Source organism: Luteibacter rhizovicinus DSM 16549 (assembly GCF_001887595.1).
Lineage (GTDB): Bacteria > Pseudomonadota > Gammaproteobacteria > Xanthomonadales > Rhodanobacteraceae > Luteibacter > Luteibacter rhizovicinus.
In genome coordinates, this window is the sequence record NZ_CP017480.1 from 2,761,455 (window position 1) to 2,784,018 (window position 22,564).

20 protein-coding genes are annotated in these 22,564 nt (G+C 65.2%); 18 read left to right on the forward strand and 2 right to left on the reverse strand.

Annotation, left to right across the window (positions count from 1 at the left end):
* Positions 1 to 18: 18 nt before the first annotated feature.
* A complete protein-coding gene (locus BJI69_RS12530) occupies positions 19 to 468 on the forward strand; it encodes a DUF4442 domain-containing protein (RefSeq protein WP_046968889.1) in 450 nt (149 codons plus the stop codon).
* A 102-nt stretch (positions 469 to 570) separates the two neighbouring features.
* On the opposite strand, the gene trxA is transcribed toward BJI69_RS12530, so the two are convergent.
* On the reverse strand, positions 571 to 1,443 hold the full coding sequence (gene trxA / locus BJI69_RS12535) for a thioredoxin (protein WP_046968890.1): 873 nt from the start codon (positions 1,441 to 1,443) through the stop codon (positions 571 to 573).
* A 102-nt stretch (positions 1,444 to 1,545) separates the two neighbouring features.
* On the opposite strand from trxA, the gene BJI69_RS12540 reads away from it, so the two are divergent.
* The 15 genes from BJI69_RS12540 (at position 1,546) to BJI69_RS12610 (ending at position 18,080) form a co-directional block, all read left to right on the forward strand.
* Entirely contained in the window at positions 1,546 to 2,226 is a 681-nt protein-coding gene (locus tag BJI69_RS12540; RefSeq protein WP_078023164.1) for a paraquat-inducible protein A, read from the forward strand.
* Entirely contained in the window at positions 2,223 to 2,843 is a 621-nt protein-coding gene (locus BJI69_RS12545; RefSeq protein WP_046968892.1) for a paraquat-inducible protein A, read from the forward strand. The genes BJI69_RS12540 and BJI69_RS12545 overlap by 4 nt, the downstream gene beginning before the upstream one ends.
* On the forward strand, positions 2,840 to 4,522 hold the full coding sequence (locus BJI69_RS12550) for a PqiB family protein (protein WP_046968893.1): 1,683 nt from the start codon (positions 2,840 to 2,842) through the stop codon (positions 4,520 to 4,522). The genes BJI69_RS12545 and BJI69_RS12550 overlap by 4 nt, the downstream gene beginning before the upstream one ends.
* Positions 4,519 to 5,109 carry a PqiC family protein gene (locus BJI69_RS12555; protein ID WP_046968894.1) on the forward strand — a complete coding sequence of 197 codons (591 nt, stop codon included), beginning with the start codon at positions 4,519 to 4,521 and terminating at the stop codon, positions 5,107 to 5,109. Before BJI69_RS12550 ends, BJI69_RS12555 begins: the two co-directional genes overlap by 4 nt.
* Before the next feature lie 95 nt (positions 5,110 to 5,204).
* Complete coding sequence (gene leuS / locus BJI69_RS12560; RefSeq protein WP_046968895.1) at positions 5,205 to 7,952, forward strand: leucine--tRNA ligase; 2,748 nt, start codon at positions 5,205 to 5,207, stop codon at positions 7,950 to 7,952.
* Between the two features lie 2 nt (positions 7,953 to 7,954).
* Positions 7,955 to 8,506: an LPS-assembly lipoprotein LptE gene (locus tag BJI69_RS12565; protein ID WP_046968896.1), complete on the forward strand. Its 552-nt coding sequence runs from the start codon at positions 7,955 to 7,957 to the stop codon at positions 8,504 to 8,506.
* 12 nt (positions 8,507 to 8,518) lie between these two features.
* The gene (gene holA / locus BJI69_RS12570; protein WP_046968897.1) at positions 8,519 to 9,529 is read left to right on the forward strand and encodes a DNA polymerase III subunit delta; all 1,011 of its coding nucleotides are present in this window, start codon (positions 8,519 to 8,521) and stop codon (positions 9,527 to 9,529) included.
* Positions 9,526 to 10,167, forward strand: a complete 642-nt coding sequence (gene nadD / locus BJI69_RS12575) for a nicotinate-nucleotide adenylyltransferase (protein ID WP_071924955.1) — start codon at positions 9,526 to 9,528, stop codon at positions 10,165 to 10,167. The genes holA and nadD overlap by 4 nt, the downstream gene beginning before the upstream one ends.
* A gap of 120 nt (positions 10,168 to 10,287) precedes the next feature.
* Positions 10,288 to 10,680 (forward strand): ribosome silencing factor, encoded by a 393-nt coding sequence (gene rsfS, locus BJI69_RS12580; RefSeq protein WP_075019287.1) that lies wholly within the window; start codon positions 10,288 to 10,290, stop codon positions 10,678 to 10,680.
* A gap of 7 nt (positions 10,681 to 10,687) precedes the next feature.
* Positions 10,688 to 11,158: a 23S rRNA (pseudouridine(1915)-N(3))-methyltransferase RlmH gene (gene rlmH / locus BJI69_RS12585; RefSeq protein WP_046968900.1), complete on the forward strand. Its 471-nt coding sequence runs from the start codon at positions 10,688 to 10,690 to the stop codon at positions 11,156 to 11,158.
* Between the two features lie 10 nt (positions 11,159 to 11,168).
* Positions 11,169 to 11,726, forward strand: a complete 558-nt coding sequence (locus BJI69_RS12590; protein ID WP_046968901.1) for a Maf family protein — start codon at positions 11,169 to 11,171, stop codon at positions 11,724 to 11,726.
* A 54-nt stretch (positions 11,727 to 11,780) separates the two neighbouring features.
* The gene (rng, locus tag BJI69_RS12595) at positions 11,781 to 13,268 is read left to right on the forward strand and encodes a ribonuclease G (RefSeq protein ID WP_046968902.1); all 1,488 of its coding nucleotides are present in this window, start codon (positions 11,781 to 11,783) and stop codon (positions 13,266 to 13,268) included.
* A gap of 27 nt (positions 13,269 to 13,295) precedes the next feature.
* Positions 13,296 to 17,228, forward strand: a complete 3,933-nt coding sequence (locus tag BJI69_RS12600) for a YhdP family protein (RefSeq protein WP_052767306.1) — start codon at positions 13,296 to 13,298, stop codon at positions 17,226 to 17,228.
* Between the two features lie 194 nt (positions 17,229 to 17,422).
* Positions 17,423 to 17,701 carry a type II toxin-antitoxin system RelE/ParE family toxin gene (locus BJI69_RS12605; RefSeq protein ID WP_046968903.1) on the forward strand — a complete coding sequence of 93 codons (279 nt, stop codon included), beginning with the start codon at positions 17,423 to 17,425 and terminating at the stop codon, positions 17,699 to 17,701.
* Positions 17,702 to 17,714: 13 nt separating this feature from the next.
* On the forward strand, positions 17,715 to 18,080 hold the full coding sequence (locus BJI69_RS12610) for a HigA family addiction module antitoxin (RefSeq protein WP_046968904.1): 366 nt from the start codon (positions 17,715 to 17,717) through the stop codon (positions 18,078 to 18,080).
* Here the strand turns inward: BJI69_RS12610 and BJI69_RS12615 are convergent, their stop codons facing one another.
* Positions 18,081 to 19,277 carry a sterol desaturase family protein gene (locus tag BJI69_RS12615; protein WP_046968905.1) on the reverse strand — a complete coding sequence of 399 codons (1,197 nt, stop codon included), beginning with the start codon at positions 19,275 to 19,277 and terminating at the stop codon, positions 18,081 to 18,083. It abuts the gene before it with no gap.
* Between the two features lie 145 nt (positions 19,278 to 19,422).
* Between BJI69_RS12615 and tldD the strand changes: the two genes are divergently transcribed.
* On the forward strand, positions 19,423 to 20,862 hold the full coding sequence (gene tldD / locus BJI69_RS12620; RefSeq protein ID WP_046968906.1) for a metalloprotease TldD: 1,440 nt from the start codon (positions 19,423 to 19,425) through the stop codon (positions 20,860 to 20,862).
* A 201-nt stretch (positions 20,863 to 21,063) separates the two neighbouring features.
* Positions 21,064 to 22,413 carry a flagellar filament capping protein FliD gene (gene fliD / locus BJI69_RS12625; RefSeq protein WP_052767307.1) on the forward strand — a complete coding sequence of 450 codons (1,350 nt, stop codon included), beginning with the start codon at positions 21,064 to 21,066 and terminating at the stop codon, positions 22,411 to 22,413.
* Positions 22,414 to 22,564 lie beyond the last annotated feature (151 nt).

The window sequence follows — 22,564 nt, forward strand, 5'->3', positions numbered from 1 at the left end:
GATCCCGAATCCCTCGTCATGAAAGCAAGCACCTTGCGACGCGTCCTCAACTGGTGGCCTCCGTTTCTCTTCGCCGGGGTTCGCGTGCTGCGACTCGACGACGACTATCGCCATGCGCGGGTGCGGCTGAAACTCGCCTGGTACAACCGCAATTACGTGCGGACGCATTTCGGCGGCAGCCTGTTTTCGATGACCGATCCGTTCTGGATGATCATGACCCTGAAGAGCCTGGGCGACGATTACATCGTCTGGGACCAGGCGGGCGAGATTCGTTTCGTGTCGCCGGGGCGGGAGGATGTGTTCGCCGAATTCCACGTCGAGGAGGCCGTGCTCGACGAGGTGCGCGCGGCCACCGCGAACGGCGAGAAGTGCCTGCGCTGGTTCGAGACCGATGTGCGCACGGCGTCCGGCGAGCTGGTGGCGTCGGTGCGCAAGCAGCTGTATGTGCGCCGCAAGAAGGGGCGGTGAGGCAAGGCTTTGCGGAATCGCCGCTGAAGCGGCTCCCACACAAAGCCTGTTCTGTGTGGGAGCCGATTTATCGGCGATGGGTGCTTGCAGAAGCGCCCGGTTTCAGAAAACCAGCGAAGCCATCTTCCGGCGGTACTGGCTGACCAGTGCGGCATCGTCGAGCGTGGTGAACGCCGCGAGCAGCCGCTTCTTGGCTTGTCCCTCGTTCCAGTCGCGCTGGCGCTTGAGGATGTCGAGAAACTGGTCCAGACCCGCGGCGGCCTCGCCCTCGATCAGCAGACGCACGCCGAGCAGGTCACGGGCTTCCCAGTCGGCGTCGTCCGACTGCACGCGGGCCTTCAGTGCCTCGAGGGACGGCGCGCCGGCCAGGGCGCGGGCCAGCTCGAGCTGGCTACGGAGGCGCACGGCACGGGCGTCGGTGGCCAGGTTGGCGGGCAGGGCGTCGAGCTCGGACTGGGCCGAGGCCACGTTTCCGGCACGCATCAGGGCCAGGGCGAGGTCGAGCTTGAGTTCCGCGCGTTCCGGCTCGGCGGCGATGGCCTGCTGGAGCCGGTTGATGGCCTCTTCAGCGGTTTCCGGTGTGGCGGCCTCGGCGGTCCCATCGTTGGCGGCCTCGCCCGGCTGGACGCCGTGCTTGGTCAGGAACTCGCGGATCTGGCCCTCGGGCAGGGCACCCGCGAAGCCGTCGACCACCTGGCCGCCGCTGATCAGGATCACGGTCGGGATGCTGCGCACGCCGAACATGGCCGCCAGCTCCTGCTCGGCGTCCACGTCGATTTTCGCCAGGCGGAAGCTGCCGTTGTACTCGGCGGCGAGCTTCTCGAGGATCGGTCCGAGCGACTTGCACGGGCCGCACCATTCGGCCCAGAGATCCACCAGGACCGGGGTCTCCAGCGAGGCCTTGATGACCTCGTCCTCGAAAGCGGCCGTGGTCGCGTCGAAGATGTGCTCGCTACGGGTCTGGGCGCTGGTCACGTGGGGCTCCTGGGACGCTGATTCGATGCCCCATAAATCGGGGAAGAGGCGGAGCATATCAAGCCCGTACACCGTTTTAGGACTGATCCTACGTCTCTCGTCATGCGCCGTTTACGCGGATTTGCGATCATAGGCGGGCAGGCCACCGTGGCCTTGAACCGCCGGGACGGCATGCACCACGCCCAGAACCTGATCATTTGCGAGCACTGCGACTCCGTTTACCAGAAGCGGAAGCTGTTGCGTGGGCAGGTGGCCGACTGCACGGTCTGCGGTGCCGTTCTCGAGCGCCATCAGTGGATTGGCGTGGACGGGCAGTTCGCCCTGATCGTCGCCTCCCTGATCGTCTTCGTGATCGCCAACGTCTCGCCCATCGTGACCCTGAAGCTGTCCGGCATGGCGGAGGACACGACCCTCTGGGGCGCCGTGATCGCCATGTGGAACGATGGCGCGCAGATCGTAGCCGTATTGACCGCCCTGACCCTGTTCTTCTTCCCGCTCAGTCAGCTGATGATTTTCGCCTGGGTGCTCTGGTTCGCCCGTGACGGGCGCCGCGCCCCCGGCTTCGCCGAGGCGATGACGGCGCTGGTGCGGGTCAAGCCCTGGAGCATGATCGAGGTGTTCATGCTTGGCACCCTGGTGGCCGTGGTCAAGGCGCACACGTATTTCGATGTCGTACCCGGCGCAGGTATCTGGGCGTTCGGTTTCCTTACCGTGCTCATCACGGTGTTCTCCAGTCATGATGCCCGCCACCTGTGGGATGTCACCGGGGACGCGAAAGCATGAGTGCGCCTCCGCGGGCCCAGGAACTCGGCATGATGTCGTGCCATGTCTGTCGCCTGGTCACGGCTTACAGCGAGGATCCGCACGCGCATTGCCCGCGTTGCCATAGCGCCCTGCACGTACGCAAACAGGGCAGCATCGCGCGCTCGTGGGCGCTGCTGCTGGCCGCGGCGATGTTCTACATCCCGGCGAACGTGTTTCCGATCATGCGCACGCAGAGCCTGTCCTCGAAGGACGACAACACCATCCTCAGCGGCATTTTCGAGTTGTGGCGGGCCGGTTCGCCCGGCCTGGCGGTCATCGTTTTCACGGCGAGCATCGTCGTGCCCATGTTGAAATTCATCATCATGACGGTGCTGCTGGTGTCGGTGCAGCGCTCGAGCGGGCTGGTATCGAAGCAACGCGCGAGGCTCTACCGTTTCGTCGAGTTGATCGGCTACTGGTCCATGCTCGACGTGTTCGTCGTGGCGATACTCTCCGCCCTGGTGCACTTTCAGATTCTCAGCCGCGTCGAGCCCTTGCCCGGCGTGGTCTATTTCGGCGTGGTCGTCGTACTGACGATGCTTTCAGCCATGAGCTTCGATCCCCGTCTGATCTGGGATAACAGGAAATCGCAATGAGCGACACCAACCAAGGAAATACGCCAGTGCAGGACGACGACCTGCCGCAACCGGAGGTGCGCAAGTCGAAGCTCGGCTTCTCGCTGATCTGGCTGGTGCCGATCATCGCCGCCCTGGTGGGCATTTCCCTGATGGTGACGCACTTCACCTCGGCAGGACCGAAGATCACCGTCACCTTCCTCACCGCCGAAGGCATCGAAGCCAATAAGACCCAGGTCAAGTACAAGAACGTGGTGATCGGCAAGGTCACCACCATGCGCCTGTCCAAGGATCGCACGCACATCTCCGTGGTGATCGACCTGGAGAAGGACGCCGCGGCCTTCGCGACCAAGGGCACGCGTTACTGGGTGGTTCGTCCGCGCATCGGCGCCAGTGGCGTGTCGGGCATCGATACCCTGCTGTCCGGCGCCTTCATCGGCGCGGATGCCGGTGACTCGCAGGACGACCAGAACGACTTCACCGGCCTGGAAACCCCGCCCGCCGTGACCCATGGCGCACCGGGCCGTCGCTTCGTGCTGCACGCCAGCGATCTGGGCTCGCTCGATATCGGCTCGCCGGTGTACTACCGGCGTATCCAGGTCGGCCGCATCGTGTCGTACGAGCTGGACAAGGACGGTAAGGGCGTGTCCCTGCAGCTCTTCGTCGACGGCCCGAACGATCGCTTCGTCAGCAAGGATGCGCGCTTCTGGAATGCCAGTGGCGTCGACGTCTCGCTGGGCGCGGATGGCCTCAAGCTCAATACGCAATCGCTCGCCACGGTGATCGCCGGCGGCGTCGCGTTCCAGGATCCGCCGGGACCGCACGAGGAAACCGCCGCGCCGGAAATGCAAGAGTTCACCCTGTTCAACGACCAGGGCACGGCGATCGCGCCGCCGGACGGCAAGCCACGCTACATCCGCATGCGCTTCGAGCATTCGCTGCGCGGGCTGGCGGTGGATGCGCCCGTGGAATTCCTGGGCGTGAAGTTCGGTCGCGTCGTTTCGGTCAATCTCGACTACGACGAGAAAACGCAGACCTTCCCGGTCATCGTCGGTGCCGTGGTCTATCCGGACCGTCTGGGCCAGGCGCATGACAAGCTGGCCAAGCTATCCGGCGGCGACGGCGACTCGGAGATGCCGAAGATCATGAGCGGCCTGGTGGCCCACGGCCTGCGCGCACAGGCACGCAACGGCAACCTGCTGACCGGCCAGCTTTATATCGCGCTGGATTTCGATCCGAAGGCGAAGAAGGTCGAGTTCAATCCGAATGCCCGTCCGTTCGAGATCCCGACCACGCCGGGCGATTTCGATCACATCCAGGAGCAGGTGGCCAGCATCGTCGACAAGATCGAGAAGATCCCGTTCGATTCGATCGGCAAGAACCTCGACGGCAGCCTGCATGAGCTCAACGCCACGTTGAAGCAGGTCAACACCGAACTGCTGCCCGAAGCCAAACGCACCCTGCAGGGGGTGAACAAGACGGTCGGCACGGCCAACGATGCACTGTCGGAGGATTCGCCGCTCCAGCAGAACATCGGCAACACCCTTGAGGAACTGCAGCGCACGATTCGCTCGGTTCGTGCTTTCACCGATTACCTCGGTCGTCACCCCGAGGCGCTGCTGCGCGGCCGTGGCGCTGATGCCGCACCGCCGGTCTCGACGCCGGCGACCCCGAAGCAGGGCAAGGACGTACAGCCATGATCCAGACACTTCGCCGTTTCGGCATCGCCAGCCTGATCGTCGCCCTGGGCGCCTGTTCGTCGGCGCCCACGCACTTCCACACGCTGGTGCCGTCGTCGGCCCCGCCGGGGTCGGTCGCCGCGCCCTTCGTGATCGACGTGCAAGCCGTCGGCGTGCCGCCGCAGGTGGACCAGCCTGCCCTGGTGCTGCGCCACGGCGCCACCGGTGTCTCCGTGGTCGATGGCGAACGCTGGGCCTCGCCGCTCGGCGACGAAATCCGGGGCGCGCTCGTGGCCGACCTGTCGACCCGCCTGGGCACGCACGACGTCCATGGCCTGCCGCACGCCAAGGGCGAGAAGGTCGTTCGGGTACAGCTCGATGTCCGCCGCTTCGACTCCGAAGTGGGCGGCAGCGCCACCCTGGAGGCCAGCTGGTCGGTCCGCTCCGGTGATACAGCCGGCGCGGCCTGTGCCTCGCGAGCCAGCGAGCCGGCCGGATCGAGCTACGACAGCCTGGTCGAGGCCCACCAGCGGGCCATCGGCCAGGTGGCCGACCAGGTCGCCGCCGCCGTCCGCGCCGTCGCCGCCGGCCAGTCCACCTGCCAGTAAACCATTCCACCCGCCAGGTGGCCTTTCGCTTTGCCTGAACCGCTCTCGTGGGATAGTCTCCCGCGATTGTGAGCATCCCACCGGTACCCAACACCATGCAGGACACCCAAGACCAGGGCACGCGCGAACAGGGCGGTTACGCCCCCGACGCCGTCGAGACCGCCGCCCAGCGCTTCTGGAACGCCACCCGCGCGTTCGAAGTGACCGAGGACGCGAGCAAGCCGAAGTTCTATTGCCTCTCGATGCTGCCGTATCCGTCTGGCGCCCTGCACATGGGGCATGTCCGCAACTACACCATCGGCGACGTGATCAGCCGTTTCCAGCGCCAGCAGGGCAAGAACGTCTTGCAGCCGATGGGTTGGGACGCCTTCGGCCTGCCCGCCGAAAACGCCGCGATCAAGAACAACACCGCGCCGGCGAAGTGGACGTACAAGAACATCGAGCACATGCGCGACCAGCTCAAGCGCATGGGCTTTGCGTACGACTGGACCCGCGAGGTCACGACCTGCCGCCCCGAGTACTACCAGTGGGAACAGCAGATGTTCACCCGGCTGATGAAGAAAGGCCTGGTGTACCGCAAGAACAGCGTCGTGAACTGGGACCCGGTCGACCAGACCGTGCTGGCCAATGAGCAGGTGATCGACGGCCGCGGCTGGCGTTCCGGTGCGCTGGTCGAAAAGCGCGAGATCCCGCAGTGGTTCCTCAAGATCACCGCTTACGCGCAGGAACTGCTGGACGGCCTGGATACGCTTCCCGGCTGGCCCGATGCGGTCAAGACGATGCAGCGCAACTGGCTGGGTCGTTCCGAAGGCCTGGAAATCCAGTTCGACGTGGACGGCGAAGCCGAGCCGCTGACCGTGTTCACCACGCGGCCGGACACCTTGATGGGTGTCTCGTATGTCGCGGTCGCGGCCGAGCATCCCATTGCCACGCGCGCCGCCGTGGGCAACCCGGGCCTCACCGCCTTCATCGAGAGCTGCAAGGCGGGCGGGGTCTCCGAAGCCGAGCTCGAGACGCAGGAAAAGCGCGGCTATTACACGGGCGTCGACGCCACGCATCCGCTCACCGGCGAGAAGGTGCCGGTATGGGTCGCCAACTTCGTGCTGATGGGCTACGGCACGGGCGCTGTCATGGCGGTGCCGGGTCACGACCAGCGCGATTGGGAATTCGCCCAGAAATACTCCTTGCCGATCAAGATGGTCGTCGTCGATCGCGGTGTCGTCGACGCCGTCGCCGAGCTTCGTCGCGACCTCGCGACCGAGGGCGGCGACACGCTGCAAAACGCCCTGGAAGGCGGTTCGTCCGACGCCTACCAGTCGTCCGCGGCCGTCGAGACGATCAAGACCTTCGAATCCAACATCCAGACCGCCGGCGCGTACACCGAGTACGGCACGCTGATCAATTCCGGTCCGTTCGACGGCCTTGGGTTCAAGGCCGCCTTCGACGCGATCTCGCTGGCGCTGATTGCCGCCGGCCGCGGCGAACGCCGGGTCAACTGGCGAATCCGCGACTGGGGCGTGAGCCGACAGCGCTACTGGGGCTGCCCGATCCCCGTGATCTATTGCCCCCAGTGCGATGCCGTGCCGGTGCCCGAGGACCAGTTGCCGGTCGTGCTGCCCGAAGACGTCGCGTTCTCCGGTGTGCAGTCGCCGATCAAGGCCGATCCCGAATGGCGCAAGACCACGTGCCCTTCGTGTGGTGGTCCTGCCGAGCGCGAAACCGATACCTTCGACACCTTCATGGAGTCGAGCTGGTACTACGCGCGTTACACCAGCCCCGGTGCGACGGCGCAGGTGGACGAGCGAGCCAACTACTGGACGCCGGTCGACCAGTACATCGGTGGCATCGAGCACGCCATCCTGCACCTGCTTTATTTCCGCTTCTATCACAAGCTGATGCGTGACGAAGGGCTGGTAAACAGCGATGAGCCGGCGACGAACCTGCTCTGCCAGGGCATGGTGATCGCCGAAACCTACTTCCGTAAGGAAGCGAATGGTTCGCTCACCTGGTTCAATCCGGCCGATGTCGACGTGCAGCGCGACGAGCGCGCGCGCATCGTCGGCGCCGTGCTTCGCAGCGATGGCCAGCCGGTGGAAATCGGTGGCATCGAGAAGATGGCCAAGTCCAAGAACAACGGTGTCGACCCGCAGTCCATGGTCGACAAGTACGGCGCCGATACGGTTCGCCTGTTCTCGATGTTCGCGGCACCACCGGACCAGTCGCTGGAATGGAACGAAGCGGGTGTGGAAGGCATGGCCCGCTTCCTGCGTCGCCTGTGGCGCGATGTCTCGGCCCATGCCGACGGAGCCGCGGCGGCACAGGGCGAGAATCCCGCCGCCGACGGCGCACGCAAGGCGCTTCGTCGTCAGTTGCACGAGACCATTCAGAAGGTCACCGACGATATCGGTCGGCGCCAGTCCTTCAATACGGCTATCGCGGCGCTGATGGAACTGTTGAACGCCCTGGCCAAGTTCGACGACGCCAGCGCGCAGGGCGCCGCCCTGCGCCAGGAAGCGTTCACCGCCGTGGTCCAGCTGATCAACCCGTTTACCCCGCATATCGCCCATGCGTTGTGGCAGGTGCTCGGTCACGGCGAGACCCTGGTCGAGGATGCCGGCTGGCCGGTGGTGGACCCGACGGCCCTGGTCCGTGATTCGCTGACCTATGCGGTGCAGGTCAACGGCAAACTTCGCGCTACCATCGAGGTGCCTGCCTCGGCCTCGAAGGAAGACGCCGAGGCCATGGCGCGCGCCGAGCCCACCGTGGCGCGCATGCTCGAAGGCCAGACCGTGCGCAAGGTGATCGTCGTGCCCGGAAAGATCGTCAACATCGTCGCAGGATAATCATGATCCCGATCCTCTCCCGTTCCCTGCGTACCGCCCTGGTCCTCGCTGCCGTCGCGCTGGTCAGTGGCTGCGGCTTTCATCTGCGGCAGACCGCGGCGCTCCCGCCAGGCATGAAGAAGATCCACCTGACCGTGGCGGCGGGCGGGTTGCTGGAGCGCGAACTGAGCCGCGCGCTGTCGAATTCGAATGCGGAGATCGTCGACCACGCGTCCGTCGACGCGGCCGACCTGACGATCACCGCGAACACCTTCCGCACCGACTCGCTTACGGTGAGCGGTACGGCACGCGTGACCGAGTACGCGGTCCGCTATCACGTGGACTTCAACGTGCGGGCCGGCGACGGCACGGTCATCGTCCCGACGCAGTCGGTCGATATGTCCCGTGAGTTCAGCTACGACGCCACCAACACCATCGGCACGGCCAGCCAGACCGAGGAGCTGCAGCGCAGCCTGGTCGGCGACATGGTCCAGTCGATCCTGTTCCGCCTCGAAGCCGCCGGTGCGCATCCCGCCGCCGCGGCGACGCCGGCCCCCGCGCCCAGCGGCACCTGAGGAAACCCGACGGTGCCGATGAGTCCCGGCCAGTGGCAGAAGCATCTCGCCGGTGACCGGATGGCGCCGGTGTACCTGCTCGCCGGTGAGGAACTGCTCGTACTCGAGGCGGCGGATGCCGTCCGGGCGATGGCGCGCCGACTGGGTTACAGCGAACGCGAAGTGCTCGAAGCGGACAGCCGCTTCGACTGGGACGATCTGGCCCGGTCCTCGGCTGGCCTTTCCCTGTTCGCCACCCAGCGGCTGCTCGACCTGCGCCTGGCCGGTGGCCGGGCGGGCAAGGACGGGAGCAGCGCGATCAGCGAATTCGTCGCCAATCCGCCTCCGGATACCACCCTGCTGATCACCGCCACCGAATGGAGCACCAAGCACGAGGCGGTGTGGACCAAGAACGTCGACGCCGGCGGCATCCAGGTCGTCTTTAATGCTCCGCGCCCGAACGAATGGACCCAGTGGGTTGGCGCGCGCCTCACCTCCCGTGGGGTCAAGGCCAGCCCCGACGCCGTGGCCATGCTGGCCGAGCGGGTCGAAGGCAACCTGCTGGCAGCGGCGCAGGAGATCGACAAGCTCGTGGTCCTGGCGGGCGATCAGCGGCTGGATGCGGCGACGCTCGAAGGCCTCGTCGCCGATAGCGCGCGCTTCGACGCGTTCAAGCTGACCGACGCTGCGTTTGCCGGTGAGGGCGGTCGCGCCCTGCGTATCCTGGCGGGCCTGCGCTCCGAGGGCGACGAGCTCATCGCACTGATGGGCTGGCTGGTGAACCAGCTGCAGTTGGCGCTGCGCCTGGCCAATGCCCGTGATTTCGCGGCACAGGCCAAGGTGGAGCGACTCTGGCCCGCGCGCGAGCAACTGTTTCGCAAGGCCCTGCGTCGTGCGCCCCGTGAACATTGGCTGGCCTGCCTGGCCCGTGCGGCGCGGATCGATCGCATGGCCAAGGGACGCGAGCAGGGCAATCCCTGGCTCGAGGCCGAGCGGTTGATCGCCGCGATCGCCGAACCCCGGGCCGCGGTAGCGTTCGGATGAGCTCTGTACGTCCGCTCGCCATCCTCGGGGGTACCTTCGATCCGATCCATCACGGTCACCTGCGTGCCGCCTGGGAGGCGGCCGAGGCGCTCGAGGCCGAGGTCCGCCTGGTGCCGGCGCGTACGCCGCCACACCGACCGGCGCCGGTCGCCGATGCGGCAGGTCGGGTCGCCCTGCTTCGGGCGGCGCTCGCCGGCCAGGACCGGCTCACCATCGACACCCGTGAGCTGGACCGCGACGGCCCGTCCTATTCGGTCGACACCCTGGCTTCGCTGCGTGCGGACATTGGGCCGGAGCGGCCTCTGGTGTTGCTGGTCGGGGCCGACGCGTTTGCCGGGCTGGCGTCCTGGCACCTGTGGCGGGAGCTCTTCACCTTCGCCCACGTCGGTGTGTTGAACCGGCCCGGCGTGACGCATACGGCGCCCCCCGAACTGGCCGATTTCATCGCCGGACGTCGTTCGGAGCGGGTCCACGGCGCCGCCGGGACGGTGATCGACATCGCCATCACCCCGCTGGATATCGCCGCGACGGCGATCCGCGAGGCGTTCGCGGCGGGGAGTGAGCCGCGGTTCCTGCTGCCCTCGGCCTGTTTCGACGACGAGTCGCTGCTGGCGCCGTATCGCGCCCTCGGGCGCTGACCGCCGATAAATCGGCTCCCCCTACACCTGAATACCTGCCCAGGCATTTGACGCGCCCCGCAGCGGCGGGGGTTATACTGCCCTCGAAGCCGGCATCCCGCCGCATGAGGTTTTCGCATCTTGAGTTCGACCGCATCCCGCAAGGCCAAGGGCAAGTCTGCCGACAACAACGAGCTCCTGCGCCAGCGCGTCGTCGCCGCGCTCGAAGACCTCAAGGCCAAGGACGTTCGCGAAATCGACGTTCGTGGCAAGACCTCCATCGCCGATATTCTTTTCATCGCGTCGGGCACCTCCGCCCGTCACGTCAAGTCGATTGCCGACGAAGTCATCAAGTTCGCCAAAGAGGCGGGCGTGATGCCGCTCGGCGTCGAAGGTCAGACCGAAGCCGAATGGGTGCTGGTCGACCTGGGCGACATCATCGTCCACGTGATGATGCCCCGTATCCGCGAGTTCTACGGCCTCGAGCGCCTGTGGACCGTGGGCGACGACGGCTTCGAAGCCGCCAACGACTGAGCCCGCGGTGCGGGCTCGACTCATCGCGGTCGGCGAACGCATGCCGGCCTGGGTGGCTGAAGGCTTCGCCGAGTACCGCAAGCGGCTTTCGCACGAGCTCCCGCTCGAGCTGATCGAGATCAAGCCCGGCACGCGGGGCAAGGGTCGCGACGATGTACGCGCCACGCTCGACGAAGGCGTGGCCATCCTTGCGGCGCTGCCTCGCGATATCCACGTCGTGGCGCTCGATGGACGGGGCAAGACCTGGTCCAGCGAAGACCTCGCCCAGCAACTCGAACAGTGGCGGATGGGCGGTCGCGATATCGCGTTCCTCATCGGTGGACCCGACGGCCATGCGCCGGACGTGCTCGCCCGGGCCGACCAGCGCTGGTCGCTCGGTCCGTTGACCCTGCCGCACATGCTGGTCCGCCTCGTGCTGGCCGAGCAGTTGTATCGCGCCACCACCCTGGTGGCCGGCCATCCTTACCACCGCGCCTGAAGGACACGCCGTGCTCTACCTGGCTTCGCAATCGCCGCGCCGGCGGGAACTCCTTGCCCAGATCGGTGAGGCCCCTCATGTGCTCGATGTCGAGGTCGAGGAGATCCGACAGGCAGGGGAGGCGCCCGACGCCTATGTGGCACGGGTGGCCCTGGACAAGGCCCGCGCGGGCTACGCGATGGTCTCGCACGAAAACGGCATCCGGGTGATCGGTGCGGATACCGAGGTGGTGCTGGGCGACGAGGTCTTCGGCAAGCCGCGTGATGCGACGGACGCGGCCCTGATGCTGCGCCGCTTGTCCGGTCGCGAGCACCGCGTCGTCTCGGCGGTCTGGCTGATCGACGGGAAAAGCGAGCGCCATGCTCTTTCGGTGTCGATCGTGCGATTTTCCGCACTCGACGTGGCCCAGATAGACGACTATGTCGCCAGCGGCGAATGCTTCGGCAAAGCCGGAGCCTATGCCATCCAGGGTCGCGCGGCGGCCTTCATCGAACACCTTTCCGGCAGCTATTCGGGCGTCATGGGCCTGCCGCTCCACGAAACTTCCCGGCTCCTCAGGAGTCAGTGACATGTTATCGACGCGCGGGCTATAAAGCGCGATGACTTAAGGATAGGGGCTGGTGTGAGCGAGGAAATCCTGATCAATGTCACGCCGCGTGAGACGCGAGTGGCCGTTGTCGAAAATGGCATGCTGCAGGAGGTCCACGTCGAGCGCGCATCCAAGCGCGGCTACGTCGGCAACGTGTACAAGGGTCGTGTGCAGCGCGTCATGCCCGGCATGCAGGCGGTGTTCGTCGAGATCGGGCTCGATCGCGCGGCGTTCCTGCACGCTTCCGATATCGTTCGTGCCCCCTTGCCGCCCACCGATGCCCCCACGGATGGCAAGTCCAACGGCCACGGTCCGGTGCCGCCGATCAGCGAGCTCGTCCACGAAGGCCAGGAGATCGTGGTCCAGGTGGTCAAGGATCCCATTGGCAGCAAGGGCGCGCGTCTTTCCACGCATCTGTCCATACCTTCGCGCTATCTCGTCCTGCTGCCGCATTCGCGGACGCTGGGCGTATCCGTGCGCATCGAGGAAGAGGCCGAGCGTCAGCGGCTGAAGGACATCATCACGCCGCTGATTGGCGAGAACCCGCTGGGCTACATCGTTCGCACCAACGCGGAAGGGCAGTCCGAGGAATCACTCGCGTTCGACGTGACCTACCTGAGCAAGGTGTGGCGTGTGGTCCAGGAGAACATCCAGAAAGCGAAGATGGGCGAGCGTGTTTACGAGGAACTCTCGCTGCCGCTGCGTTCGTTGCGCGATTCGCTGAATGACGGCATCGAAAAAGTGCGCGTCGATTCACGCGAAACCTACGAGAAAACCGTCAAATTCGTGCAGAAGTTCATGCCGGTGCTGTCCGACCGCATCGAACACTATGCCGGTGAGCGGCCGATCTTCGACCTCTACGGGGTCGAGGACGAGATCCAGCGCGCTCTCCGTAAAGAGGTGCCGCTGAAGTCTGGTGGCTACCTCATTGTCGACCAGACCGAAGCGATGACGACCGTCGATGTGAACACGGGTGGCTACCTCGGCAGCCGCAACCTCGAAGAAACCGTGTACCGCACCAACCTGGAGGCGGCACAGTCCGCGGCGCGCCAGCTTCGGCTGCGCAACCTGGGCGGCATCATCATCATCGACTTCATCGACATGGTGGATGACGAGCACAAGCGGCAGGTACTGCGCATGCTGGAGAAGGGCCTGCTGAAGGACCATGCCAAGACCACGGTCTATCCGATGTCGGCGCTGGGCCTGGTCGAAATGACGCGTAAACGCACGACGGAAAGCCTCGAGCGCCAGCTCTGCGAACCGTGTCCCGCATGCAGCGGTCGCGGTGCGCTGAAGACCGCGGAAACGGTGATCTACGAGATCTTCCGTGAGATCACGCGTGCCGTCCGCCAGTTTAACGCCCAGAAGCTGTTGGTCATGGCGAGCCCCAAGGTCGTCGGCCGCATTCTCGAGGAAGAGTCCGCCGCCGTCGCCGAGCTCGAGGAGTTCATCGCCAAGAGCATCCGCTTCCAGGCGGAAGAGCATTATTCGCAGGAACAGTTCGATGTCGTACTGCTCTGACGCCGGCGCGTGCCGGAACGTAGGCCGGTGAGTCCCGGCTGGCGCCATCGCGCACGACGCCTGCGGTTCTTCCTTCTGGGCCTGGTCGCAAGCGTGCTGGTGGCGCTCGCGCTGGTGATGGCGGTCGGCCAGCTATTGCTGCCGCTGGCGGCGCGCTATCCCGATCGGGTCGCCGCCCTGCTGAGCAAGCAGCTCGGCAAGCCGGTGCGCTTCGGTTCGCTGGAAGGCTTCTGGCGGCCGTCAGGCCCGTTGTTCGTGATGCGCGACGTGACCATCGCGCCGACCGAAGGTGGTGACGCGCTGCGCCTGCCCCAGGCCGCGGTGAAGCTCGACTTCGGCGCCTTCGTCCTGCCCTCGCGCCACCTGCTCAATCTTCGTCTGCGCGATATGCGCATGGGCCTGCATCGTGCGGCCGACGGCCGCTGGAGCATCGATGGTTTCGGTGCCGGCGGCGGTACGCAGAAGGTGTCCTTCGGCAATCTTTCCGCGGATCTGTGGCTCAGCAATCTCCACCTGGATATCGCCGACGACACCACGCACCGCAGCTATGGCCTCATCGCCGATCAGCTGCGCATCAGTCTTCAGGGGCAGGCGGTTCGGGTCGGTGGCAGCTTGCGGCGCGAGAACGTCAGCGGCCTGCTGACCGCGGCCGGACGCTTCGCCGCTGACGGCTCCAGTGGCCGTGTCTACGTCAAGGGCGCCGACCTGGATCTCGCCGCGCTCACGGCCGACGTCAACGCCGGCGGCTATGCGCTGGCTGGCGGCAAGGGCGGTTTCGAATCCTGGCTCGACTGGCGCGATGGTCACGTGGTCCGCGCCACCTCGCGCATCGCGTTCGACGGACTTGCCGTGCGAGGTCCGGCACGCACCGTGAGTACGCCCGGCCTGCACGGTATCGTCGACATGCATCGCACCGCCGACGGCCAGCGCATCGATTGGGCCGGTGCCGATGGCGGGGACGTCGCGTTCGTGACCCACGTGCAGGCCGATCGCAGCGATGGCACGGTCGTCGCACGCAGGATCGATCTCGGGCCACTGTTGCCCTGGGTCGGCATCGCACCGCAGGTGTCTCCGTCGCTGGCCCACTGGCTCGCGGACGGGCGACCGCGCGGACGCTTCAACGACGTGCGCGCGGACTGGAATTCCGTGGACGGCCTCCGCTTCGTCCACGCGACCTTTGCCGGGCTGGGCATCGACGCGATCGGCAAACTGCCTGGCGTATCGAAACTCGATGGCGAAGTGTTCGGCGACGACCAGTCGCTCGCGCTCAGCCTGCCCCGACAGGCCACCACGCTCGATTTCACCGGCGTGTTCCGCAAGCCCTTCGTGATGTCCATGCTGGGTGGCGACGTTGCGGTCTACAAGGATGGCGACGACTGGCACATCGGCGCCGATCCGCTGGACTTCCAGGGCGAGGGTTTTGGTGGTCAGGCGCGCGGCGAGTTCGTTCTTCCCGGCGCGGATACCGGTCCGTTCATGGACATGTATGTCGCCCTCGGGCCGGGTGATGTGCCGGCGGCCAAGCTCTTCTGGCCGCATTCGATGTCCGAGGGATCGCAGAACTGGCTCAACCGTGGTCTGGTCTCGGGCCATATCGAAAGCGGTTCGGCCCTGGTCCGCGGCAACCTTCGCGACTGGCCGTTCCGCAACCAGGAAGGCCGTTTCGAGGGACGCGCCGTCATCAACGACACGGTGCTCGAGTACGGCACGGGTTGGCCGCGCGCCGAAGGACTGTCGGCCGTGGCCAGCTTCATCGACAACGGCATGTATATCGAAGCCAGCGAAGGTCACTCGCTTGGCAATGCCGTCAGCGCCGCGACCGCGGCGATTCCCGATTTCGCCGAGGGCATCCTCGACCTGAAAGTGAGTGGCGCGGGTACCGGCAACAGCTTCCTCGATTTCATCAAGAACAGCCCCATTGCCAGCAACAGCCGCGAGTCGATCGACAAGCTGAAGCTGGGCGGTACCGGCGAGTTCGGCTTCAACCTGCTCATGCCGCTGGCCAACGCGCATGACGTGACACTGGATGGCAAGGCCACGCTGAAAGACGCCGACCTCGTCGCCAACGAATGGAAGCTGCGCCTGGACAAGATCACCGGGCCGATGAGTTTCGATGCGAAGGGCTTCACGGCGTCCAACCTGAAGACCTCGTTCCACGGCCAGCCCGCCGCCCTGGATCTCGCTATCGCCGGCGCGACCGGCGATCCGGCGAAGGTGATCGATGCATCGATCACCGGGGCGTTCACGGTGAACGAGATGGTCGCCGATTACGAGAACCTCGCATGGCTGGGCGACACGGCGAAGGGGCGCGGCAACTTCCGCATCGGCTATGTGCTTGCGAAAACGGGGCAGGGCGATGCGACCTCACAGGCCCTGACCGTGGACTCGGATCTTCGCGGCGTGGAGTTGATGCTGCCGACGCCGGTGAAGAAGCCAGCGCCGCTCGCGCAGTCCCTGTCCCTGCGTGTGGGCTTGCCCGTGGATGGTGCGCGTCTGGATCTCGCACTCGGCGACATCGTGCGAGGGCGGCTGCGCCTGCCCACCGACAAGCTGCCGATCGCCGCGGCATTCAACCTCGGTGCCACGGTGCCGGGCGTCATGCCCGCGCAGGGTTACCTGATCGGCGGCCACGCGTCGAAACTCGATGTGTCCGGCTGGGTGCAATACGTGGTCGGCATGTCTACCAGCGGTAGCGGTGGTCCCGGCCTGAGCGGTTTGGATCTGGTCGCCGACGACGGCGAGGTGTTCGGCCAGCATTTTTCCAACATGCATATCGTGGCGAAGCCCGGTCCCAAGGAGCTGTCGCTACGGGTCGACAGCGATGCCATGGCCGGCCAGCTCACCGTACCCAACGAGGACATGCGTCGCCGTGGCATCACCGCGCGCATGGACCGTTTGTGGTGGCCGGCAGCGGACGATGCCGCCGATGCGAGCAAGAAAGGTAAGGCTGCCGCCGGTGCCGCGGCGACCGTAGCATCGACGACGTTGAAGGCTGAAGACAAAGCCGCCGCAGCCGCTAATGCGTCGACGGCAACCAATGCGGCGGCGAGCGATGCGTCGTCGACCGCCGCGATGGCCGCGACGGCAAAGAAGCCGCCCGACGCGAACGAGGCGGGCGTCGCGCCTTCCAGCCTCCCGCCACTGCATCTTCAGGTGACGGACATGCGTCTGGGCAAGGCCAAGCTGGGCGAAGCCCGTCTGGAGACGTGGCCGACCGACGAGGGCATGCACATCGACCAGCTGCGCGCGCAGTCCAAGAACGTCCAGATCACGGCCACCGGCGACTGGAACGGCGACGAAAAGCGCAGTCGTACGCATCTCACCATGGACTTCGCCTCCGAAGACGTGGCACGCATGCTCGACGCCCTCGGTTTCGTCGGTATCTTCCAGGGCGGACGCACGTCGGCGAAACTCGATGCGGTGTGGCCGGGCGGCCCGTCAGCGCTCGCGCTGGCGAACATGGACGGCACGCTCAAGATCGATATCGCCAACGGTCGCATCCTCGAAGTGCAGCCCGGTGTCGGCCGGCTCTTTGGCCTGGTCTCCGTCGCCGAGCTACCGCGTCGCCTCTCGCTCGACTTCGGTGACGTCGTTGGCAAGGGCTTCGGTTTCGACTCCATCACCGGCGACTTCCGCTTTGCCAATGGCGATGCGAGCACACAGAACCTCAAGATCAAGGGCCCTGCCGCCGAGATCACGATCACTGGCCGCACTGGACTCAAGATCCACGACTACGACCAGGAAGTGCTGGTGGTGCCCCACCTCGGCAGCAGCCTGCCGATCGTCGGCGCTATCGCCGGCGGCCCCGTCGGTGCCGCCGCCGGCCTTGCCGTGCAGGGCATCCTCGGCCACGGCCTCAACCAGGCGGCGCGCAAGCGCTACCACGTGACGGGAACCTGGGAAAAACCCATCTTCACCCCGATCGACAAAGGCAGCACCTCCACCGCACCGTTGCTCTGACCCCGCTCGTTGTACGAGCCGATTCATCGGCGAAAGCCAACGAAGCGGTGAAGCCAGGCGCTCATCGCCGATGAAGGCGGCTCCTACGAAAGACACGCGGTGTGCCGACGCTGAGTCGGCCCCCTAACCGGCATTCGCCAACGCGTCTTGTCGATAGTATCGCCACTCGTTATTATCGAGCGGCGTTACTAGTCATGATCTTGTCCTATGGCGATCCGGACGTGCGGGCGTTCTTCGAGGGCGAGCGCATCCGGCGCTGGATCAACGTCGAGCGGACGCTCATGCGCAAGCTCGCCATGCTCAATGACACGCGAAAGCTGGAAGATCTACGAGATCCGCCATCCAATCGCCTGAAGTCGCTGCAGGGCGATCGAAACGGCCAGTACAGCATCCGGGTCAACGATCAGTACCGGATCTGTTTTGTCTGGAACAACGGAAACGCGCATAGCGTGACCGTTGTCGACTACCACTGAGAGGATCGCAATCATGCGCGAGGTTCCCTACCCCCATCCGGGCGAGATCCTGCTCGAGGAATATTTGAAGCCCCTGGGTTTGACCCAGTATCGTCTCGCGAAAGCGATCGGCGTACCGGCTCCGCGAATCGGTGAGATTGTTGCTGAAAGGCGTTCGATTACGGCGGATACAGGCCTGCGTCTGTCGCGCTTCTTCGGACAGTCGCCGGAGTTCTGGACGGGCCTGCAGGCAAGCTACGACCGAGAAATGACTCGCGACCTCATGGCCGACACGCTCGCCGCGATCGTTCCTTGGTCGGAGTTGTCGAAGGTCACACCAGCAGCGAAGGCTGCCGCACCTCGTGCGGCGACGTCCGGTAAACGCAGCTCTCGCAGCTGATCAGGGCTTCTGCCGCCGAAACGGAAACATCTGCTGCTTTACGAATCCATCCGGCATGTAGTCGCCAACAACGCCGTACTTTTCGGGAAACGTCTTCGTCGACTTCACGGCCGTGCCGAAGAGGTAATCCAGGAAAGCCCAATGCGCGGCGTAGTTCTTGTCGATCGCCTCGTCGTCCGAGGCGTGGTGCCAATGGTGGAAGTCCGGCGTGACGACGACGTACTTCAACGGGCCCCAGGGCAGATGCACGTTGGCGTGATTGAACACGGCCTGGAAGCCGACCACGATGATGTAAGCATTCATCACCGCTTCGCTGAAACCCAGCACATACAGCGGTGCCAGCACGCAGACCCGGGTAAAGATCAGCTCGAGCATGTGCTGGCGTGAGCCGGCCAGCCAGTCCATCGTCTTCACGCTGTGATGCACGGCGTGGAAGCGCCAGAGGAAGGGCACTTCGTGATACGCCCGGTGCGTCCAGTACTGGGCCATGTCGGCGACGAGAACGCACAGCAGCAGCTGTGGGACGAACCAGATGCTGGCGACCATGCGCTGGAACTGACTGCTGACCAGCCAGCCGAACGCATGGTGGATCAGGAAGTTCACGATCAGCAACGCGAGACCCACGATGAAGTGGTTCACCGCGAAATGCTTCATGTCGGTCTGCCACTCGAAGCGGAAGACGCTTTGCCCGCGATAGAGCGGAAAGAGCTTCTCGATGACGACGAAGAGCACGGTCGAGCCGAGCAGGTCGAGAATGAACCAGTCCAGCCCGATGTACGGTGTGTGATCCGGAAACGCTCCCACCGGGACCCGGGAGCCACCCAGCGCGACGGCGGCGACCACCATGACGAAGGCGGCGATGTTGAGGTTGCGCTTGCGGCCCAGGATCACGTTCGCCAGGGACAGGCCGCCGGCCACCAGCAGGGCGCCGAGCAAGGCCTGCCGAAGCACGTCGACCGAGTACTTATGGCGGAGGTCGGGTGTGGTCAGGTACTGCGGGTAGTGAAAGGCAATCACCGCCAGAAGGCAAAGGAAGCCGAGCGATAGCGCGATGGCGGTACTGACCATCGCCTTGCCCGGCGAGAGCTCGCCACTCTTGTGCAGCAGCTCGCGCGTCTCGTCGACGACCGCCTCGGCGCGCCTGGCAGGTGCCGCCACCACGCGGCGGGCGAAGTCCCTCTTGATTCCCTTGCTCATGCTGGTCCGTCCGTCTGGATTCCGGCCCATCGTAGCAATTTGCTTACCCGCCAGCCCGCTCCCTGCCAAAGCCGGCCCCAGGGTTTAAGCTCCCCCTATCCGACCCCATTTCCGGGGTAACCCCGATTCCCTACCGGCAGACCTGATGGACTCCCTGATTTCCCTCGCCGAACGTCGCCTGCTCACCCCGGGCGGCCTCGCGTCCACTGACCTGGATCGCGTCTTCTCCCAGCTCATGGGGCCGTCGATCGACGCGGCCGACCTCTACTTCCAGCATTCGCGCAGCGAATCCTGGGTGCTGGAGGAGGGCATCGTGAAGGACGGCAGCCATTCCATCGAGCAGGGCGTCGGCGTCCGGGCGATCTCCGGCGAGAAGACCGGTTTCTCCTACTCCGATGAAATCGTCCTTCCTCAGCTACTCGAGGCGTCGCGTGCGGCGAGGGCGATCGCGCAGGGTGGTGCCGGTCAGGGCAAGCCGTTGGCCATCGCCACCGGGCGCGGCCTCTATCCGGCGATCGATCCGGTCGAGAGCCTGCCCAACGAAGACAAGATCGCACTGCTGCGCGAGGTCGATGCCTATGCTCGGTCGCGCGATCCGCGCGTCAAGCAGGTCGTGGTCAGCCTGGCAGCCACGCTGGATACCATCCTCGTCGCCGCGTCCGATGGCACGCTGGCTGCCGACGTGCGTCCGCTCGTACGCCTCAACATCCAGGTGATCGTCGAGCAGAACGGTCGCCGCGAGCAGGGGCATTCCGGTGGCGGCGGCCGTTACGGTTATCGCGAACTGATCGCCAATGGTCGCGCGCACGGTTTTGCCGATGAAGCCGTACGCCAGGCGCTGGTCAACCTCGAAGCGGTCGACGCCCCGGCGGGCACGATGACCGTCGTCCTCGGTCCGGGCTGGCCCGGCGTGCTCCTGCACGAGGCGATCGGCCACGGTCTGGAAGGCGACTTCAACCGCAAGGGCAGTTCGGCGTTTGCCGGGCGAATCGGCCAGCGTGTCGCCGCGGAAGGCGTCACCGTGGTCGACGACGGCACGTTGCCGGGCCGCCGTGGCTCCCTCAGCATCGACGACGAAGGCACGCCGACCGAGTGCACCACGTTGATCGAGAACGGCATCCTCAAGGGCTACATGCAGGACAAGCTCAACGCACGGCTCATGGGCGTGAAGTCCACCGGCAACGGCCGCCGCGAGTCGTTCGCTCAGCTGCCGATGCCGCGCATGACCAATACCTACATGCTCGCCGGCAAACGTGAGCCGGAAGAGATCATCCGTTCGGTGAAGCGCGGCCTCTACGCCGTGAACTTCGGCGGCGGCCAGGTCGACATCACCAACGGCAAGTTCGTTTTCTCGGCGAGCGAGGCCTACCTCATCGAGGACGGGAAAGTGACGCGTCCGGTGAAGGGCGCAACCCTGGTTGGCTCCGGTCCGGAAGTCCTGACCCGTGTCTCGATGATCGGCAACGACCTCAAGCTGGACGAAGGCGTCGGCGTGTGCGGCAAGGACGGGCAGAGCGTCCCGGTCGGCGTCGGCCAGCCGACCTTGCGGGTGGATGCCATGACGGTCGGCGGCACGGCGGCCTGAGGCCCATGCTCTGGTAGGAGCCGATTCATCGGCGATTGGCGCCGCAGCGTCACCGCTCCGTTGGCTTTTCGCCGCTGAAGCGGCTCCCACATGTATTTACGATGGCATCGTAATTGCTTGCGAGTAGGGAAAGCGGCTTGACGGCGTCATGGCCGTCAAGATCCCGACGCCTTGAACAGGCGTTCTCAAGGAGAGAACCTCGTGGCAACCAACACCATCAATCTCGGGTCGAGCTCGATCGATGTCTCGAGCATCGTCACGAATTTGTCGAACAACAAGCGCGCAGCCACGGACAAAGCCCTGGCCGTACTGACGACGACGAACAAGACGCAGATCTCCGCCGTCGGCAATTTCACCGCGTCCCTGACCAACCTCCAGACGGCGATCAAGTCGCTCGCCGATGGCTCGGTGTTCAAGGCGCATAAAACGACAGTGAGCGAGACCACCGTTCTCTCGGCCGTCGCCGAGCCGGACGCCCGCTCCAACACGTACACCATCGTCGTCGACAAGCTCGCCGCCGCCCAGAAGACCACCTCCGCGGCCTTTCCGGGTAGCAAGGAGGCGGTCGGCACGGGCGCGCTGACGATCGCCATCGGCGACAAGTCGATGATTCTCGACATCAAGCCGCCGGCGAACACGCTGGAAAACATCCGCGACCTGATCAACAAGGCGCCGGGTAATCCCGGTGTCACGGCCAGCATCGTGACAGGTACGGATGGCGCGCACCTGACGCTGACCTCGACCTCGACAGGTAAGCAGAATGCTTTCACGGTCGCCGCCAGTGGCGATCCCGCACTGACTCAACTCGCTTTCGATCCGGCGACGGACAGTGCGACCGTCGTCGCGCAGGATGCCGAGTTCACCATCGACAATACGAAGGCGAGCAGTCCGTCCAATACCGTGGCCTCGGCCATCGATGGCGTCACGCTCACGCTGACCAAGGCGGGCACCAGCACGGTCGTCATCCAGAACGATACGAGTGCGGTTGCCGCGGCGCTGACCTCCCTGGTCACCGCTTACAACCAGTTCGTCTCGCAATACCAGACGCTGACCAAATACGACCCGAACAACAAGCAGGTGGGTGCGCTGATCGGCGACGCCACCGTGACCTCGATCAAGAGTCAGATGACGGCGTTGCTAGGTTCGCAGTCGACAGGTTCCAGCAAGGGGCCGCGCTCGTTGAGTGATCTGGGTATCGCGTTCCAGCTCGGCGGCACGCTGAAGTTCGATAACACCAAGCTGACCAAGGCGCTCGCGACATCGCCCGCCGAGACGCAGGAACTGCTCAGTGGTTCGCAAAGCGTCGCCGGGAAGCTGGACAAGTTGATCACCGGCTGGACATCGTCCAGCGGCATCCTCAGTCAGCGCTCCGCCAATTTAAATGCGCGGACCAAGGACATCGCCAAAAAAACGGCGGACTTCGAAGTCACGATGAAGACCTTCTCCGACCGCATCACCAAGCAATACACGGCGCTCGACACGATGATGACGAAACTCGGCAGCACCAGCAGCTACCTTCAGCAACAATTCGACGCGCTGTCCAAGAAGTGATCCCGGCGGCATACCCTCGAAAGAGGGATGCCGCGATATCACCGCACGATGCTGCAAAAGCGTCTTGCCGAATTCTATCCCGTCCCGAATAAATATGACGCACGTCACGGAACGCGAGCGTATGGTGGAGAAACCTGCGATTGCGTGATCG

What these genes read in the sequence shown, in the direction of transcription:
- BJI69_RS12530 (WP_046968889.1), top strand. Translation starts at nt 19, where the DNA reads ATGAAAGCAAGCACCTTGCGACGCGTCCTCAACTGGTGGCCTCCGTTT.
- BJI69_RS12540 (WP_078023164.1), top strand. Translation starts at nt 1,546, where the DNA reads ATGCGCCGTTTACGCGGATTTGCGATCATAGGCGGGCAGGCCACCGTG.
- BJI69_RS12545 (WP_046968892.1), top strand. Translation starts at nt 2,223, where the DNA reads ATGAGTGCGCCTCCGCGGGCCCAGGAACTCGGCATGATGTCGTGCCAT.
- BJI69_RS12550 (WP_046968893.1), top strand. Translation starts at nt 2,840, where the DNA reads ATGAGCGACACCAACCAAGGAAATACGCCAGTGCAGGACGACGACCTG.
- BJI69_RS12555 (WP_046968894.1), top strand. Translation starts at nt 4,519, where the DNA reads ATGATCCAGACACTTCGCCGTTTCGGCATCGCCAGCCTGATCGTCGCC.
- leuS (WP_046968895.1), top strand. Translation starts at nt 5,205, where the DNA reads ATGCAGGACACCCAAGACCAGGGCACGCGCGAACAGGGCGGTTACGCC.
- BJI69_RS12565 (WP_046968896.1), top strand. Translation starts at nt 7,955, where the DNA reads ATGATCCCGATCCTCTCCCGTTCCCTGCGTACCGCCCTGGTCCTCGCT.
- nadD (WP_071924955.1), top strand. Translation starts at nt 9,526, where the DNA reads ATGAGCTCTGTACGTCCGCTCGCCATCCTCGGGGGTACCTTCGATCCG.
- BJI69_RS12605 (WP_046968903.1), top strand. Translation starts at nt 17,423, where the DNA reads ATGATCTTGTCCTATGGCGATCCGGACGTGCGGGCGTTCTTCGAGGGC.
- BJI69_RS12610 (WP_046968904.1), top strand. Translation starts at nt 17,715, where the DNA reads ATGCGCGAGGTTCCCTACCCCCATCCGGGCGAGATCCTGCTCGAGGAA.
- BJI69_RS12615 (WP_046968905.1), bottom strand. Translation starts at nt 19,277, where the DNA reads ATGAGCAAGGGAATCAAGAGGGACTTCGCCCGCCGCGTGGTGGCGGCA.
- tldD (WP_046968906.1), top strand. Translation starts at nt 19,423, where the DNA reads ATGGACTCCCTGATTTCCCTCGCCGAACGTCGCCTGCTCACCCCGGGC.